The 18,054-nt window shown below is 49.3% G+C and carries 13 protein-coding genes; 10 read left to right on the forward strand and 3 right to left on the reverse strand.

The genetic code is table 11. The features are described 5' to 3' along the window. Nucleotides 1–64: 64 nt before the first annotated feature. The 4 genes from trpA to B156_RS0106515 all read left to right on the forward strand — a co-directional run bounded on the left by trpA (nucleotide 65) and on the right by B156_RS0106515 (nucleotide 2,418). Nucleotides 65–856 (forward strand): tryptophan synthase subunit alpha, encoded by a 792-nt coding sequence (trpA, locus tag B156_RS0106500; protein WP_026260646.1) that lies wholly within the window; start codon nucleotides 65–67, stop codon nucleotides 854–856. Between the two features lie 17 nt (nucleotides 857–873). After that, nucleotides 874–1,482, forward strand: a complete 609-nt coding sequence (hisIE, locus tag B156_RS0106505; RefSeq protein WP_018618855.1) for a bifunctional phosphoribosyl-AMP cyclohydrolase/phosphoribosyl-ATP diphosphatase HisIE — start codon at nucleotides 874–876, stop codon at nucleotides 1,480–1,482. Between the two features lie 87 nt (nucleotides 1,483–1,569). Continuing rightward, the gene (locus B156_RS0106510; protein ID WP_018618856.1) at nucleotides 1,570–1,905 is read left to right on the forward strand and encodes a phage holin family protein; all 336 of its coding nucleotides are present in this window, start codon (nucleotides 1,570–1,572) and stop codon (nucleotides 1,903–1,905) included. A 138-nt stretch (nucleotides 1,906–2,043) separates the two neighbouring features. Further along, on the forward strand, nucleotides 2,044–2,418 hold the full coding sequence (locus tag B156_RS0106515) for a RidA family protein (protein ID WP_018618857.1): 375 nt from the start codon (nucleotides 2,044–2,046) through the stop codon (nucleotides 2,416–2,418). A gap of 11 nt (nucleotides 2,419–2,429) precedes the next feature. Here the strand turns inward: B156_RS0106515 and B156_RS0106520 are convergent, their stop codons facing one another. Continuing rightward, complete coding sequence (locus B156_RS0106520; protein WP_018618858.1) at nucleotides 2,430–8,555, reverse strand: alpha-2-macroglobulin family protein; 6,126 nt, start codon at nucleotides 8,553–8,555, stop codon at nucleotides 2,430–2,432. A gap of 148 nt (nucleotides 8,556–8,703) precedes the next feature. On the opposite strand from B156_RS0106520, the gene B156_RS0106525 reads away from it, so the two are divergent. Next, entirely contained in the window at nucleotides 8,704–9,285 is a 582-nt protein-coding gene (locus B156_RS0106525; protein WP_018618859.1) for a peptidylprolyl isomerase, read from the forward strand. Between the two features lie 13 nt (nucleotides 9,286–9,298). On the opposite strand, the gene B156_RS0106530 is transcribed toward B156_RS0106525, so the two are convergent. Further along, nucleotides 9,299–12,469, reverse strand: coding sequence for a PVC-type heme-binding CxxCH protein (locus tag B156_RS0106530; protein ID WP_018618860.1), 3,171 nt, complete (start codon nucleotides 12,467–12,469; stop codon nucleotides 9,299–9,301). A gap of 80 nt (nucleotides 12,470–12,549) precedes the next feature. Beyond that, nucleotides 12,550–13,407 (reverse strand): sugar phosphate isomerase/epimerase family protein, encoded by an 858-nt coding sequence (locus tag B156_RS0106535; protein ID WP_018618861.1) that lies wholly within the window; start codon nucleotides 13,405–13,407, stop codon nucleotides 12,550–12,552. Between the two features lie 159 nt (nucleotides 13,408–13,566). On the opposite strand from B156_RS0106535, the gene B156_RS0106540 reads away from it, so the two are divergent. From B156_RS0106540 to B156_RS0106560, 5 genes are read left to right on the forward strand one after another with little or no spacing between them, the layout of a single operon-like run. Further along, the gene (locus B156_RS0106540) at nucleotides 13,567–14,154 is read left to right on the forward strand and encodes an RNA polymerase sigma factor (protein WP_018618862.1); all 588 of its coding nucleotides are present in this window, start codon (nucleotides 13,567–13,569) and stop codon (nucleotides 14,152–14,154) included. 21 nt (nucleotides 14,155–14,175) lie between these two features. Continuing rightward, nucleotides 14,176–15,750, forward strand: coding sequence for a hypothetical protein (locus B156_RS0106545; protein WP_018618863.1), 1,575 nt, complete (start codon nucleotides 14,176–14,178; stop codon nucleotides 15,748–15,750). A gap of 11 nt (nucleotides 15,751–15,761) precedes the next feature. Then, nucleotides 15,762–16,238: a hypothetical protein gene (locus tag B156_RS0106550; protein ID WP_018618864.1), complete on the forward strand. Its 477-nt coding sequence runs from the start codon at nucleotides 15,762–15,764 to the stop codon at nucleotides 16,236–16,238. A gap of 59 nt (nucleotides 16,239–16,297) precedes the next feature. Continuing rightward, nucleotides 16,298–17,542 (forward strand): serpin family protein, encoded by a 1,245-nt coding sequence (locus B156_RS0106555; RefSeq protein ID WP_018618865.1) that lies wholly within the window; start codon nucleotides 16,298–16,300, stop codon nucleotides 17,540–17,542. Continuing rightward, on the forward strand, nucleotides 17,539–17,988 hold the full coding sequence (locus B156_RS0106560) for an META domain-containing protein (protein WP_018618866.1): 450 nt from the start codon (nucleotides 17,539–17,541) through the stop codon (nucleotides 17,986–17,988). The genes B156_RS0106555 and B156_RS0106560 overlap by 4 nt, the downstream gene beginning before the upstream one ends. Nucleotides 17,989–18,054 lie beyond the last annotated feature (66 nt).

Consider the following 18,054-nt stretch of genomic DNA (forward strand, 5'->3'; position numbering starts at 1 on the left):
CAGTTACTGATTGGCCATGAATGACAATCGACTGATAACCAAAAATGACAACCAAAAAATACTAATGACCTTATCAACTACCCAAAACCGCATTTCAGACCTATTTTCACAAAAGAGTGAACGGTTGCTGAGCGTTTATTTCACGGCGGGGTTCCCTAACCTCAACGATACATTGACGATTCTGCGGAGTTTGCAGGCGGCTAATGTTGATTTTGTGGAAATCGGAATGCCTTACTCCGACCCCGTCGCTGATGGCGAAACGGTTCAGCAAAGCAATGGCCGGGCATTGGACAATGGTATGTCACTCAAAACACTCTTTGCCCAACTGCAAGGTTGCCGTAGAGACATAATCATGCCGATTTTGCTGATGGGTTATATCAATCCAGTGTTGCAATTCGGGGTGGAAAACTTCTGCCAAAAATGCCAGGAGGTGGGCGTGGACGGGGTTATTTTGCCCGACCTGCCGCTGGATTTGTACTTGGCGGACTACGCAACAACCTTTCGCGAGTATGGCATTCTAAACGTCAGCATGATTAGCCCGCAAACCTCGGAAAGTCGCATCCGATACATTGACGAAGAATCAAACGGGTTTATTTATATGGTATCGTCGGCGAGCATTACAGGGTCTGTGAAAGGCACGAGTGACTCTATGCGGCAGTATTTTGACCGTATTAAGGCCATGAACCTGCGTAATCCATACCTGATTGGGTTCGGCATCAATAACCACGAAACCTTCGATACAGCTAGTCAATATGCCAACGGAGCTTTTGTAGGTAGCGCGTTTATCCGGCATTTAGCCCAAAACGGCACCTCGGAAGAGGGGATTAAGGAGTTTGTGCAGACGATTCGGGCCTAGCGGCTTACCTTTACGTCATGAATTCCGATATTAACTTTGACAAATCACCCGACGGTCTGCTGCCAGCCGTTATTCAGGACGCGGAAACGGGCAAGGTGCTGATGCTCGGTTATATGAACCGCGAAGCACATGAAAAAACCCTCGCCGAAAACATTGTAACATTCTTTAGCCGGAGCAAACAACGGCTCTGGACAAAGGGGGAAACCTCCGGCAACTTTTTGCATGTGCGGGAAATACTGGTGGATTGCGACGGCGATACGCTGTTGATCAAAGCTGCTCCTGTCGGGCCAGTTTGCCATACCGGGGCCGATACGTGTTTTCAGGAAGTGAATCAGGGAAAGGGCCAATTCTTAAATTATTTACAGAGTATTATCCAGGATCGGAAAGTAAATCCGGCCGAAGAGTCTTACACGACCACTCTGTTCAATAGGGGTGTCAATAAGATTGCGCAGAAGGTGGGCGAGGAGGCCGTTGAATTGGTAATTGAAGCAAAGGACAACAACGACGACTTATTTAGAGGAGAAGCGGCCGATTTACTCTTTCATTTTCTGGTGTTGCTGGAGCATAAGAATATGAATTTAGACGACATAGTGGGGGTATTGCAGCGTCGGCATATTAAACAATAGGTTCCGATTTGCAGTTTGTCTTTTCGATAACGGCAGGTGCCTCGGTGGTGCCTGTGAGTCGTTTCTCACCAAACTCTGACAAATTCAATGGGCCTTATTATTCGAATTCTCATTAGTGCCGTAGCAGTGTGGGTTGCCTGCTACTTTATTCCAGGTGTATCCGCAACCGGCGGAGTAGGAACTTACCTCATTGTAGCTATTGTACTGGGTTTCCTGAATGCATTTATTAAACCCATACTAACTATCCTGACTATTCCCATCACGATTATAACTCTTGGCCTTTTCCTTTTGGTTATCAACGTGTTAATGGTTTATTTAACCGCCTACTTAATCCCCGACTTTCACGTCAGCAACTTTATAGCTGCCCTGTTATTCAGCATCGTGGTATCCATCGTGACTGCCCTGATTGACGCGATAGTGTAAGCAGAACAACACAATTCACGATCAATACCCTGACTACGCATAGCCAGGGTATTTTTTTGCCCGTTAAAAACCTATTTTCATCTTTTTTAGAGACATTGGCGATACCAAACAAATCAGGAATAAAACCTCACAATAAGCATGACTTTCATCCAGACCCCAGATGCTCCCGCGCCGGGAGGCCACTATTCGCAGGCTGTCGTCCATAACGGACTGGTATTCCTGTCGGGAATTTTGCCTATCACCCCAACCGGAGAAAAACTTTCACAAGCTACCATATCAGATCAATCCAGGCAGGTTCTGGCTAACCTCGATGCCATTCTGCGAGCAGCCGGATGCACCCGTGAAAGCGTACTTAAAACGACTATTTACATTGCCGACATTGACGCATGGGGCGCAGTGAATCAATTGTATGCCCAGTTTTTTGGCGAACACCGCCCAGCCCGCTCGGTTGTTCCCTGCTCTCCGCTGCATTATGGTTTTGGTATCGAACTGGAAGCCATAGCTGCGCTCTAGTTCTTCCACACTTACTTTTGCCCAACACTCACTCGCTCTCCCGCCGAATGAGCTGAAAATTCCGGGGCATAAAAACACTGTACGGTAGCCACACCCGCCGAAAAATCGCCGGTTTGGGCAACGCGCAGGTCATATTCGAAAATGTGCGTACCCACGGGCACATAGTTCATAAAGAAATCCGTGCTGGCATCTCGGGGGGATTCGTAATACCCTAAACCGTTCTGGTATTTGTAGCCCGACAAAGCCGCTATTGGCTCGAAACCTGATGCCCGGCTGTCTTTCAGGTGAACATATTCCATCAGACGATCCGTTTTGAGGATCAGGCGGACTTTGATGAGGTCTCCGGGTTTTAGGGGCGTTTTTTCAGTAACGGGTGTACTGATTGGCCCACTGGGTGAATCGTGCTGCACATACAGGTTTTTTTGCACCGACAACCCCGCGCTGCCAGGCATTACTTTGTCTAGTGGCTCAAAATGCTGCCAGTACAATGCGCCCCAGGCCGGACCATCATTCTTTTTCGTGATGCTGATATTACCCATCTCTGGCTTGATTTCAGCAGCCGTGTAGGTTACTTTCTCGTAACCCGTAATAGCATCGGCTTTCGTAACCCGACTCTCGATGGACTGGCCACCCAGACTAACCTGCGTGGTTACGCCCGTACTGAGCCAACTGCTACCCCGTAACAGCAGGGCATAAACGGCCTCAGTAGTGGCTTTGGTGGATGACCACGACTGGGTTTGTTTCTGACGCAGCAACCAGCGTTTCATATCGTCGACTTCCGCCAACACTGGATTGATTTCACCGAAGGCTTCGATCAGATACGACTGGGTTTCGATGGGCGTTTGATACCACTGCAAACCGCTCACGTTATCTGGCCAGAACATACCCAACTCGTCTGATTTCGTTGACCGCTCCCGCATCGAATTGATAATCCCATTGGCGATTTTAGTATCACCAAAACGATTGAGCGCCATTGCCGCTAATGCCTGCCCCTGCAATGATTGCTTCGTCCAATCGGCGGCTATCTGACTTTTCACGAAAGAGAGAAGCGCTTTATCGACCGGTTTGTCCAGATAGAAGCTGCGGGCGTAGAGGTACTGCGTCGCGGAGAAGTACCACGACCCAACGACTTTACCCTTCTTTTGGGCATCAGCCTTTTTCTGGTCATCCATCCACCGCTTCATTTCGGCATCAGCGTAACGAATAGCGTTGGTTTGCATCGCGGCCAGTTTTAGCTGTAAATCATCCGGGAACTGAACCGCACCGGCAGACCGGCCCAGTTTGGCCAGATGTCCAAATCCACTCAGGATATGGAGCGTCATGGATAAATCCGGCGGCATACCACCAAACCAGCGGAAACCACCTTCTGGCGTTTGCAACTGTTGCAGTTTCTCGAATGCCAGCCGCTGTTCACTCGCCATGCGATTAGCATCCAACAGTTGACCTAGTTTGGCCTGACGCTCGGTTTCGGATCGGGCGCTGGCCAGCCAGGGCGAGTTTTCGAGGGTAACGGCTTTTAGTTCTTCATTTGTTTCAAGTGGCGACTTTGGTGGATTTTTCTGCCAGGTATCAATCACTTGCCGGAATTCGGGTCTACTGTTTACGATATGAGCCGCCAGGCTATTGGCGTATAGCCGACTGAACAACTGCTCGGCGCATTCGTACCGGTATTCCATCAGGTACGGCAATGACTGGAGTGCGTACCAGGCAGGGTTGCCCGTTACCTCCACCGTTAGCCGTTCGTGCTGGGCGGGTATTTCCGGATTTAACCCGGTCAGTTCCTTTAGGGTAAACGACTTTGTTGCCGGGCCATTTATCCAGAATGGTTTGGTATCCGTAACCAGCATTCGGTTTGGCAAGATAGGTACGGTGAACTCTTCGCCATCCGTAAACGAACCTGATTTCGCCGTAAAGCGACAGGTTACCGCATCCAGCCCCGCCGGGATAACCAGCGTCCAACCCACGGCCTGTCCCTGACCAGCCGCAACGGTAGCGGTCGTTTGCAGACTGCTTTTTACCAGTTTTTGGTCAATGGGTTCACCTGTCAAAGCATTCATCAAGCCAAGGCTTGCCGTTACATCCAGCGTTTTATCACTCAGGTTATTGACGCCGGCCTGAATGCGGATGGTGTCACCCTCTCGCAGGAAACGGGGGGCGTTGGCCGTGATCATCAGTTCCTTTTGCGTAATAATTTCCCGTTCCAGTGTACCCGTTTTTAGGTCTTTGGTGTGAGCGAAGGCCAGCAACCGCCAGCGCGTGAGTGCTTCCGGCATCGTAAATTTCAACACGGTCCTACCCTGCTCATCAGTCTTTAGATTCGGCAGAAAAAAAGCTGTTTCGTTAAAGTTCCGGCGCGGATTGACAACAGGAGATTGGGCCGATTTAGGTTGCACAGGTTCAGCGGCTATAGCTGGGGCCAGTTCTACGACTTCCATTGCATTCGCTCTGTCTTGCATTGGAGCCGCCATAGCTATTGCACCCTTTGCCATTCGAAGGTTAGGAGCACCACCACTACCAGAAATTTCCCGACCGAACACTTTCGCCCTTTTATCTCCGTAGTTGGCCAATAACTTATCATATTGCCGAACCGGCACGGCAGGTTCAGGACGGTAGTAATAGAACAAAGGATTGGTACCCTGCACACCGAAACTAGCAGAACGCCAGTCGTAGAAAATAGGCATGTAGGGTTGATAAATAGACGTGGGCCAGTTTAGGGGGACGAACGTATCCAGGGACGCATCGTATAGCGTCGCAACCAGCTCGGCGGGTGTTTTATCCAGCCCCTTTATGAGCAATGTCCATTCCTCACGCTCACCGGGCTTAAGTTTGTCGCGGAACGTCTGGGTTTCTATACTCAGTTGTTTATTGGTAAACGGCACGGTTATCGTCTGCGATTTCTGGTATAGCCGCCCGTTTTGGATCATCGCGAAATGCACAGCAAAACCACCCCGTTGTTTTTCGGTAACGGGCAACGTCACACGCCGTGGTTTACCATCCGTCTTAAGCCACTCTTGCCGTACAAGTTTACGATCTTCTTCTACCGTCATCAATACCCAACCCGGTGTGGCGTTTCCAACCCAGAAAACGGCTTCTTCGCCCGGTTCGGCAGTTGCCTTACGAACTTGTACCCAATTATCAGGGCGGGCGGATGCGGTAGGTTGTTTGTCGTTTATAGCGGCAAAAAAAGCTTGTTCCGTAACTTTCTCGCCCGTCGAGTCAGTTACGGTTAGTTCAGCTACATATTCGCCCGGGGTATACCGGTTGGGAGTAAGGTTGATGAGTGAATCGGCAGGAGAATTGATCGGTTGCTGCTGTACGATTTCTCCTTTCGGCCACGAACGCGGGTCGTTTTCATTGGCATACACATCGTTCGGGAACAGCTTTTCAAATTCTGCCTTGCTCAAAACGGACCTATCGGGTCGCTGCCACAGGCGTTCACGCAGTGGACGTGCCGGGGGTTGCAATCGATAAATTATCAACTGACCTTTTGCCGTTACCCGCTCCCCCGACTGGTTAGTAATCTTTACCGGAACCGTAGTGGGTTCGCTTATTTCCACCTGTGGCGGAATGGTCAAACTGATTTGCAAAGCAGTGTAGCCAATACTGAGCGTCTTCGTGGCCGAACGGGTTTCGCCCGCCTTATCCGTTGCGTCGATGGTGACGACAAAATCGAAAACCGGGTTAGTAACGCGGGCCTGCCCAAGGTCGGGTTCAGCCCTAAAAGTGATGCTAACGTTCCCCTGAGCATCCGTTTGTGCTGCGCCGTTCGTAATCTCGGTCTGACTGGAGTTTCGTGGCCCTCTAAAACCGCCGTACCCGCCCGACCACCAATCCCAGCGGGGCCGGAGTTGACGCGTGACCCGGTAGCGGACCTCGGCACCATCGACAACGGCGCCCGAAAAGGTGTTGATAGTAGCCGATACCGTAACCGTCTGACCGAGTTTGAAGGACTGCGTGATTGGTTTGGCTTTTACTTCGAACGTAGGACGCTTGTACTCTTCTACTCGAATAGCAGCACTTCCAAAAGGTGTTTGCAGGGTCATCTGACCAGTTACTCGTCCAACAGGAGCCGTGAAACTGGTATTGAACGTGCCAAATTCATTGGTTTTCAGGGTCTGCTTTGCGATGCTCTCACCGTTCTGGTCGAGGAAATCGAGTGTGACATCCTGATTCGGGTTTATCGCAAACTGATTCGTTTTGCCAGCGTACAGCAAACCCTTTACGTAAATCAACTGACCGGGACGATAGATGGCCCTATCGGTAAAGAGGTTGACGTGCGTTTGCAACTGCTCCAGGTTTCCTTCGGTATCGATGTGGTAATTGTATTGCTGATCCGAGAAAATGGTATCTGCTTCCAGCGAAATCAGGTATTGAAAGGCCGTTTGCAGGGGCAGCTCACTCTCCGAAATCTTAACCCAGCCATTAATGTTGGTTTTGTATGTTTTTATGGTCGCTAACGATTTAGGGCCAACAGCCGTTACCGTTGCGTTCGGAATGGGTTCACCCGTCAATCGATTCGTTACAACAATCGATTCGGTAGCTACGTTTGTTGCTGAAGACAGCATATAACTAAGTCCCGATACAGTAAAGGACACGAATTGAACGGACTCCGTCTTAGCCAGAAAAGTGTCGTCCGATGTGGCTAACAGGATATAATGCCCGGTGGGCAACCCCTTAACCGGCATCTCGACCGAATGCTGATTGAGGTCGCCATCATTGGGCAGGGCAACGGACGATTCAGCGACAAAAGGTCGTTTGAGCCACGCGGCATATAATTTCTTCCGTTGCTCCTCATTTCCATTATTATCCCGGAACGTCTGCGTCTCAGCGGCTGTGACCCGGAAAATTCGGTACAGCAGCTTATTAACGTTCTGATAGCTGACCAGTGCCCGAAATGGTTTATCCGGTGCGTTCACCTGCTCTATCTGTACAGTAACCGTAGGGGCTGTCAGGCGACTCAATAGTTGAGCCGCTTGTTTAGCCTGTAGTGTTTTGGGGAATCGTTTGATAATATCGCGGCAACTATCGGCGGCCCGTTTCCGATTCCAGCGGGACGAGTCCGCTTGTGGTACTGTGGGATCATCGGCATCATCCAACGGCCGAACCGGACTACCCGTATTCGCCAGAAACTGCGCTAGCTGGAAGGCATAAACTGCCTCAGTCGGTCGGTTTTTATACCGGGCAATCTGGTCGTTCAGCGTTTTTCGGTATAATGAATCACGCTTCGGCAGCGTACTATGTCGATGAACAAATTCCAGCCGTTGCACATCCGTATCCGCCAATGCGTCGGGTGAGGCATCATTCAGGTGAAAAGCCAGTACTTGCTGGTACAGCAACAATGCCTGATAACGGCCCGACAGCGAGTCGCGGCTTTGGATAGTAAGTCTGGTAAACGTTTCGGGATTAGAAAAGTAATTTGATTGGTTCAGTTCAAACCGAAAAACAGGCTTCAGTAAGTCCGGCTCGGTATTCTGAAAGAAGTCGATAGCCCGGTGAGCGAGCAGGTCATACAGCGTAGGCCGAAGCAGACGCGCATCCGGGTCCCCTTTGTCCAGCAGGGCATCGTAGGCGACAATGGGCGTTTTCTGCAACAGGGCCTTTTGCTGAACAGATGCCAGATAGGCATATGTTACAGCCTCAACTATCCGACTGGCATCCCAGGTTGTGAAGTCTGCCGTTGAATCGGTTGAAGTTGTGGTTTGGTTAGTTCCAGTGTTGGCCTTTCCACCTATCGTTGCGCGGCCTATCGTGGCCCGATTATAGAATTTGTAGCGGTTTTGCTGAAAATACTGCCAGTACACATCCGCCAAAACCGATTGCAAAACGGACCTTGCCGGTTCGGGCGTGTCGGCAACATCCATTTGTAATGAACGGACCAATTCTTTATACGCATCTTCATCAGAGTAACTACGGAAGATCATCCGAGACATGGCCGCTTTGGCCACCTGCGGATAGTTGTTCTGGGCCTTAGCTTCTTTATAAATTCGATTGGCAATTTCCAGGGCCAATTTTGGTAATCCTTTGGCCGCCAGTGAGTCAGCGCGTCTCCAATCACGGGCATAATCGGGCATGGGTTTATTCTGGGCAGAAGCGGCTAGGGAAAACAGGGCGAGAAAAAGAGTCAGGTAAGCGAACATAGATTTCAGTGATGGCAGGTTGTTGAGGTAGATGTGGAAAGATCAATTTTTCCACAACATTCTTTACTAAGACCTTGGTACGAGTAAAAGGGTTTAATTGGTTCCAGTAAGTATATTTAGCCTTAATTGGCTCATACTCCCTCCTGCTATGCCTACACTTCTTGCGTTGTTCGCTTATCTCCTTCCGTTTTTCGTACAGCCCGAAGTTGAAAAAACGTACCCGATTGGTCAAATAAAGGTAGATTCTGGAGAGGTGCTTTTCTGGTTGTATGACGAAACACCTGTTCATAAAGCTAGCTTTATCAAACTTGCCAACGAAGGGTACTGGGATACGCTTACCTTCAATCGGGTCATCAACAATTTTGTGGCGCAGGGCGGATGCCCCGACACTCCGGCGGGTTTTGCTGGTTCGCCTTATCTACTAAAGCCTGAATTCAACCCAGCTATACGGCACGTATACGGAGCAGTGGGTGCCGGTCGTGATAATAATCCGGATAAGCTTTCTGCGGGTTGCCAGTTTTACGTCGTGCAGAACAAAAAAGGGCTTCCCCGTCTCGATGACAACTACACCATATTCGGACAGGTTTTCAAAGGGATGGACTTGATAGATGCCATTGTTGCCGTTAAGTCGGATTCGACCAATACACTCCTTACACCCATTAAGCTGGATATTAACGTACTCAACCTAACGGCTGGAGACCTCAAAAAGCTGGGTTATTCCGTGAAATAACCCAGTTTCGCATCTACCTCTTCAACAAAAACGCAGTCAAATCCGCCAGTTGTTGGTTCGACATACCTAACGCCGTAGGATCGGGCATCAGACTGGTTTTATACTGCCGACGGGAGAAAACCTCATCTGTTGGTATTGTATGCTTCTGGCCTTTTATCCCTTTAACTACCAGCGACTCAGCTCCATCGCTTACCAAAAATCCATAATACGTCTGCCCCTTTTTGGTTGTAACCAGCCAGGGCTCGTAGCCGAAGGCAATTCCCGCATTAGGATGAACGATATTATCTAATAAGGCATTCTTATCAAATTTCTGGTGAATCTGGGTCAATTCCGGACCAACGTCGGCCCCCTGCTGACCATGCCGATGGCAGGTGATACAGTACGTTTTGAAAACCGTTTGTCCTTTCTGGCTATTACCCGAAAGCATCGCAATCTGGGCGATAGCCGGATCATCGTTGCTCATTTTTTCGACTCTGTCAGGCACGGGAGCATTTTCCTCTTTCGTCTCTACCGATACGGCCTGCACCGGCACCGTTGATACAGGAACCGTTTTGACCGGCTCTTTTTCCATTGTCGCCTTTTTCTCCTCTGCGTCAGCCCTTGATTGAACCGGGGAACTACCGGCAATCGAAGGCTTCTCAGCCACCGGCTGGGGTTTCTCGGTGACTGCCTGCGTTGGGGATTTCCAGGGAAAATACTCTTTGCCCATTGTTTTAACCGTTTGGTCCTTGTTGGTTCGAATACCGGGTCCAGCCGCCTTGATTAAATCCTCCGACAGTTTTCCGTCAGCGGCAAGGCCAATCAATAGCTTCGCTCCTTCAGCATCTTTGGACATGGTGATCGCCATTTTTCGTTTTTCGTCGGGGGTAGTGTTTTCATCCAGGAGAACCTGACGGTTGGTCAGCATTTTTTGCTCCTCTGGTGATGTGCTGGCAGGCATCACTTCATTCCAGTTCAGGAATTTGGCCCAGTCGTTGCCCCGCCGGAATCCCAACCAGTACCGGGCCTGCTCCGCCACGGTCTTATCCGTCGATTTCGATAGCTCCAGCATTGCCTTCGCAGCTGGCTCACTCTTGATAAACCCAATCGTGACGATAGCCTGCTGCCGGGCCGTTGCGGTTAAAGAAACGTTATCGGCTCGTTTTTTCAGCATCGGAACGGCAGACGGCGGGTGGAACTCCCAAACAAGGTCGGCCGTTCGCTGGTCCCAGTCGGCAGGGTCTTCGGGCATTGTTTGACGCAAGTCAAAAAACAATGCCTCCTCTTTACCGTCAGCGGCTTCACCCAATGCATTCAAATACCAGGGGTCCTTCCCATCATATCCTTTAACCAGGTTGTTCAGGATAAACCGGCACTCATCAAACGGGATATCCCGAATAGCTACGGCCACTTCCCTCCGAACAGCCGCGTTTCGGTCTATAGATAGGTTACCCAGTAGAGGCAATAGAGCCTTCTGGGAAGCCGTAAGGGTCGGAATCGCTTTAGAATTTGCGGGTGTTATGCTACGCAACGCCCGTAGTGCCACCAGCCGAACCGGCGCATCAACAGCTTTCAAAAGCCGCTCAACCTCAAACTGACCCTCGGCCCCGAGCTGGGCTAACAGAAAAACAGCGCGTGCCCTAAAATAAGGATTCGGCGAGGCCAACAGGCCCATTACGGGTTCAATGACTTTTTCACCCTGTTTGGCCAGTGCCTCAAAGCCCAGTACCCGAACATTGACCGCCGGACTACAAAGAGCGGCAATTTGCCCCTGCGTTGTTCGTAAATCAATCTTAGGTGCTTTAAGCTTTTTACCTTTTGGCGTAATCCGGTAAATACGGCCATACCCTTTTTGATCCTTCATCTGATGCCCACCTACAACGGGGTCGTACCAGTCGGTGATGTAGATGGCTCCATCCGTCCCCACTGCTACATCGCTGGGCCGGAACCATTTGCGGGTATCGCTGGTGGCAGCATCCCATTTGTAATTGGCATCCACTTCTGGAAATGTGCTGATAAAATCCGTTCGCGGAAGTCGGTAGCCCGCACCGGAAGGTTCAGGTTTATAGCTAAAAATGACGTTCCGACCGGCATCGGCACTGAGCAACATTCCCCGATACTGCGGACCGAGTTCATCACCTTCATACATAACCATACCCGTTGGCGACCCAGCTCCCGTAATGTCGCCGACCGGCATAACGCCGGGGTCCTCTTGGTGCCAGTGTGCTGTTGGAATCGACTGGCCGGGGCGCTGATCCCCCTGCCAGTAACGCGTACCATCACTACTGAAATACCCCGCGTTGGCTCCTTCCATCAGCCAGCTTGTACGGCAGGCTACCACTTGATCGTCGTTGTCATTCTGCCACATATTACCGTAAGAATCCAGCGCGGTTTCGTAATTGTTACGGAAATTATGCGCCATTACTTTCAGATGGGATCCATCCGGATTTATGCGTAAGGCCATACCACCCGTCCAGACCCGGCCATCGTCACTTACCTGATTCCCCTTGTTCAGCTTGTTGTACGGTGTCCCTCCTACGTATAAACTCCCTGTCCTTAGGGTCCAGCCATCAATATCGGTCACGATATGCGGGCCAGCATTGCCCGTATTGAAATAATACTTTCCGTCCGGGCCTGCTACCAGTGCGTGCAATGAATGGTCATGGTCAAAGCCCCCGAAGCCAGTTAACATAATCTCTTTCCGGTCGGGTTTATCATCGCCGTTTTCGTCGGTATACACGACAAGGTTAGGAGCGCATGATACGATCACCTTGTTACCAATAACCGCAATCCCAAGCGGAGATACCAGGTCAGGGTCCTGCACGAAAACTTTGCTGTTATCTGCTTTGCCATCTCCATCGGTATCTTCCAAAATCATGATGCGTTCTCCCTCGGGGTGGTTGAGACGGGTTTCGGCCTTGTTATTGAATTTCCGGTAGTTAACGGCTTCCGTAATCCAGACCCGCCCTTTAGCATCAATATCCATGTTCGTTGGATTATTGAACGTGGGGGATTCAGCCCAGAGGGTAGCTTCCAAATCGTTGGGAAGATAAAGCTGTCCAGAATCAGCAGCCACCACGTTCTGGTGATTTTGATACCTATTAGTTGAATCCTTTTGGGGTACAGACTGGTACGTTTGTCCGGCCAGATACAAAAACCCAATGGCAGCCAGTGGGATAGGACTGAGAGAAAAGATTGTTTTCATTGGTTGTTTTACAGGCCGGTCAGCGCATTTGCGCATTGCTGCACAAGGTATTCCGGCTAATTTACTAGTCACTTCACTGGTTAACTAAACAGCGACCGAACGGTCTTATTATTATATTGATAACTTTCTAACATTGGTTTTCCTGCCGGAACGGCCCCTTCAATCTGGAGCCATCCTTCGTACCCGATAGCCTCGATGGCCTGCCGCACCTTTACCAGATCAACCTGCCCTTTACCAAGCAAATGGCCGTTCTCTTTCAGATGGAATTCGCAGATGCGCTCTTTACCGAGGTCTCTGATTTCCTGAAAAACGTTGTAGCCCATAACCGACGAATTGCAAACGTCGTAGTAGACTTTAACGGCGGGTGAACCAACGGCATCCAGAATGGCCATATGTTCGGGTGCCGACAGCCAGGATTCGATTCCCAGCACGACACCTGCTTTTTCGGCTTTGGGTGCTACAGCTTTCAATCGTTCAACAACTACCTGCACACCTTCTTTATCATTCCGTAAGTCATTGTTGTTAAAAAATGCCAGCAACACGGTTTTAACACCCAACGCTTTTGCGACATCGACACTATCCTGCACCCAGGCTTCGGTGCGGGCATCCGATTTGTACGGGATTTCATTCAAGAGGCCAATGGCCAAACCACCAATGGCAACGCCAGCCTGTTGGGCAGCTTCTCTGCAGGCACGTTGCATAGCTGGCTGGCGCAGATGTTCATAATCTGTTTTTGTATTCAAACTAACCTGTACCCCATCCAGACCAATTTGTTTTGCTACCTTGAATGCATTACGATCCCCGGCCGGACCGATAGACCAGTCGCAGGCACCAATGCGGAAGCGAACCTCAGATGCATGAACGCGGGAAAAGGCGGGTTGCAGTAAGGCAGCGAGCCCGGCACTCAGCGAATACTGCAGTAAATGACGACGATTCATACGTACTTAACTGGTAAGGGATTATCAAAGATAAGCATCGACATACTATTTAACAGCAATTATCGTAGACGTCATAGACTTAAACGAAGGTCACAAAAAAAGTAGAACCGCTTCCAACTGTTTGATTATGACAGGAGTCTTATACCTGTCAAGGATGCTATGCAGGATGAATACGCATTGGTAGAAGGATGCCGACGGCAGGACCGAATTGTGCAGCGACTGCTCTATGAGCGGTATGCCGGGAAGCTCTTTGTCGTTTGCAAACGATACGTAAAAGATGCCGATGAAGCCGAAGATGTCTTGCAGGATGCCTTCGTCAAAATATTTCGACACATTGACACCTTTCGGTTTGAGTGCCCACTGGAAGCCTGGCTAAAACGAATTGTTATCAATACCGCGTTGAAGTTTTTGAGAAAACAGAAGCCCTGGGAAACAATGAGTAATGATAGTATAGATGTACAGGAAATGGCTTCAGTGCTGCCGCAGGCCGATGAAAGCTTGCCCGCTCTGAATTATAAATACCTGCTACAGCTCGTTCAGGAGTTACCTCCCGGTTGCCGAATGGTGTTCAATCTATACGCAATAGAAGGGTATAACCATCCCGAAATTGCAAAGATGCTTGACATTGCCGAAGGAACCTCTAAATCGCAATATGCCCGCGCCCGAGATTTATTACAACAAAAAATACAAGCCGATAGTCGATTTACTGATGAGCACTCTGCAGAAGGTCGTAAACCACTTGTCTGACCCCCTATCATTGATTACAAAATGGATGAATTAGAGAAGAAAATACCGGCCGATATGTGGCGCAAGACATTCGACGAAGCGGCCGAAGCCCCTCCGTCCCGTGTTTGGGATGCTATAGAACGGCAACTCGATGAGTCAAGCAATTCAAAAGTAGTCCCCCTCTGGGGAGCAGGATTGGCTTCATCCCGCCCATTGCTGTGGGGTACGGGGCTGGCTGCAGCTGTGGCATTACTACTAGTAGGCTGGTGGGTTATGCCTGTACCAACTGATAGTGAGCAATCCAGATTGTCGGACCAGCGTCAAACGGGTGTGACACCTGCATTTCCGAAAGCCACGGTACCGGAAAACTCATTAGCCTACGAGTCACAAAAAAAACCTGTACCTCCCATTGAACAGGCGACTAAGCGGAGTGTATCATCGGCTAAAGGAGGCTCCAAGCAGTCGTATGATTTGTCTGTACCGACTCGAAAAAATCAGCCCGCCGACGGATTATTGTCACAGCTTACTACGGTACCAGTCAACAAAATGCCGGTTTTAGGTGAGCTGCCGGTACTACCAGGTGGCACTGAGCCGCCCACCAGAACGGTAAGCAATCTGATGAGTACTCTTGGGGCTAGTTCTGTAGCAACTGCCTCATTTGTTCGGGAAGACCAGTCTTCACTCAGTACAGAGAATTCTAATCAGCTAAAAACGCTTAGGGGCAAGCCGATTCGTCTGCATGAGTTCGGTCATATCTACAGAATCGTATGGTTCCGGCCATCAGAGGCAACAGCGCAACCGCAGGTCTCTACGTCGAAGCAAAAGAGCCGGGATCTTTGGGCCTCAGCGAATATCATGCCCGGAGCCTTTAACCCAATGGTCTCCGTACAGATGGCATCGTTGGCCAATGCTGGTGTACTTAAAAATATGGCTGTTGCTAATAGTGCTTATCAGGCTCAAACGGTTACCAGTCGGGCCAATTTCTCCATGGCCTACCAGTTCACGGCTGGCGCGTTGCTCAACAAGCGCTGGTCGATAGAAACGGGCGTCGGATTTTTGACAGGTCGCTCAACGGTCGATACCCCCGCTCAACTTTCCGCTAATGGTATAGTTGCCACTAATGACATTAGAACAACCACCGGGAATTTGTACGTAGACGCTCTGCGAAACAGCAGTGCCAATGGGCCGAAGAACACCAGCCTAGATCAGGCTAATTTTGCCAACGGTGCATATGTACAACCCACCTATAGCGGTAAAACCAATCAGATGCTCACCAATGATTATCAGTTTGTTCAGGTTCCGGTTCAGGTTGGTTATCAGCTAAGGCCCCGGAAACGCCTGAGTCTTGCCGTACTGGGTGGCTTCATCTCCAACATTTTCATCCGGAATACGGTTGATAATGAGATTATTGTTACGACGAAGGACGAGATTTACCGGCCCGTTTCGTTTGCCGCTATTGTGGGAGCCCGCTTCCGCTACCAGCCTTCGGTCCAATGGTCAGCTTCATTGGCGGGTGTCTATCAGCCCTCGATAGGGTTAGTTACACAGGCGCATTCGCAGGTACAAAGCCAGCCAACTACGGCCGGTATGACATTGGGGGTCGACTATCATTTTTAACCCACTTTAGCATGAAGTATATTGTAGTAGTATTGCTTGTTGTCGTTTTTGTTCGTTGCATGAGTAATCTCACGCCACAAACTGCACAGAATACGGCCACGGATAAACTCACTATTCGCACCGGAACTTCGTTTAATATGTGCGCCGGTTATTGCAGAAACGATTATGTTTTCAACGGCACTAGTGTTACGCTGGCACAGAATGGTGCACTCCCTCAGGCTCAGGTAACACCCCGAAGCTGTCAGTCAGCAATTAACCAGACTCAGTGGAATGACATTAAAACGCTGGCTAATCTGGATGCATTTGGTAAAATAGCGAACGTATTGGGTTGTCCCGACTGCACTGACGGGGGTGCCGAATACATTGAGATACAGGTAGACAATCAGAAACACCGGGTTACATTTCCGTACGGTAAAACAATTCCCGGATTTGAGACGCTGGTTGATATCTTACGTACGCAGCGAAATACATTTAAAACCTGTCCATGAGCCTGTCATCAATAAACTGGTTTTGATAACAGTGCGTTTTTAACCTTGTCAACTTTGTCATGAAAACGACCTTATTTTCCAATACAATCATTTGTTTCTTCAGCATTCTGCTGGCAGCTATAAGTTGTAAAAGCACTTCTGTAAATCCAAATCCTGGGTCAGGCACCGCCAGTGAGTTGCGCGTATCGGCTCCTTTTGCCGATCAGACAACGCAATTTGCTTTCGAAGCGGCCAAACGGGTAGTTGCTCAGGAAGGGCAGGCCAAGAATGTTTTCATTTCTCCGCTTAGTTTGCACATTGCGCTGGGCATGGTATTAAATGGGGCTAATGGCCAAACAGCGCAGGAAATTCAGAAAGCATTAAAACTGGATGCCCAGACGTTGACCGAGGCAAACGCAACGTATCAGAATCTACTTGAAAACCTGCCGGGAGTGGACCCCAGTGTAACATTGACACTCGCCAATTCGGTCTGGTATCGAAACACCTTCCAGGTAGAAAACACCTTTCAGGATCTCCTTAAACAGACTTTTAAGGCGCAGGTATCTGCACAGGATTTTAACGATCCAGCTACGGTGACCAAAATCAATAGCTGGGCCAGTGAGCAAACGAAGGGCAGAATCCCTAAAGTTATTGATAAGATCCAGCCTGATAATATCATGTTTCTGCTGAACGCTCTCTATTTTAAAGGCGATTGGAAAACGCCTTTCGATACTGATAAGACTATTGATTCCCCTTTCAAACTTGCTTCAGGCGAGTCGAAAACAGTACGCATGATGCGCCTTGAAACTAACCTGAATCGTTTCTTCCAGGCTAACTACCAGGCCATTGAGTTTCCCTACGGTACCGGAAAGTTTGCCATGACCGTTTTGTTGCCTTCAGAAAGCACAACGGCAGATGCACTGATTAGCGGTTTGACCAGCGCTGAATGGGCAAAAATTCAGAAAGGTATGATACTGGGTAGAATAGATATTGGTCTGCCCAAGTTTACACTGAATTATGACATCATACTCAATAATGTGTTGAGTGCTATGGGTATGCCTACTGCTTTTACGGATCGGGCAGATTTTACTAAAATAAATACGAAAGGAGGGTTAACACTTAGCTTTGTGAAGCAGAACACATTCGTTGCTGTCGATGAAAAAGGAACAGAAGCGGCCGCTGTTACGTCTGTAGGTGTTGTTACAACATCCGTGCAACTACCAACACTCATTGACCGACCCTTTGTTTTTGTTATTCATGAAAAAACAACCGGAACGATCCTATTCATTGGAAAGATTGCCGATCCAACTAAAACAAATTCATGAGATTTTTAACGAAAGTTTTTCTAATTCCTGCTTTACTTATCGCATTTAATGGATGTAGAAGTAGAGACGTTGTTTTGGCACCTCAGATTGCCAGTTTAGTGGGTACATGGCGGCTTGTTGAGCCAGATTCTTCCTATACGGTAACCTTAACTTTTGCCCTGGATACCGCTAACCCACCGCTTGACATAACCCCATTCCTGGCCAATGGAAAATCATCGGTAAACGACTATAATGTGCGTTTGTTTGCCACTATTGATGGTATGATGTCTGCGGAAAATCTGGGAAGCACAAAAAAAGCAGGTACTCTCAAGGCCACTGAATTCGAGCAGCGTTATTTCACCAATTTGAGGGCTGTTGTACGCTTCGACATGATAACGCCGGATAAACTCCGCTTACGCCATGGTGGTGAGTCACCTCATTTCATGATTTATGAAAGAGTAAACTGACTATGAGGGGTTTAAAAAGCCTCTTTGAGCAAATTGCAGAAGTACGCAGGCTGTCTTTTTGCTAGC

It is taken from the genome of Spirosoma luteum DSM 19990, from assembly GCF_000374065.1.
Classification (GTDB): Bacteria; Bacteroidota; Bacteroidia; order Cytophagales; family Spirosomataceae; genus Spirosoma; species Spirosoma luteum.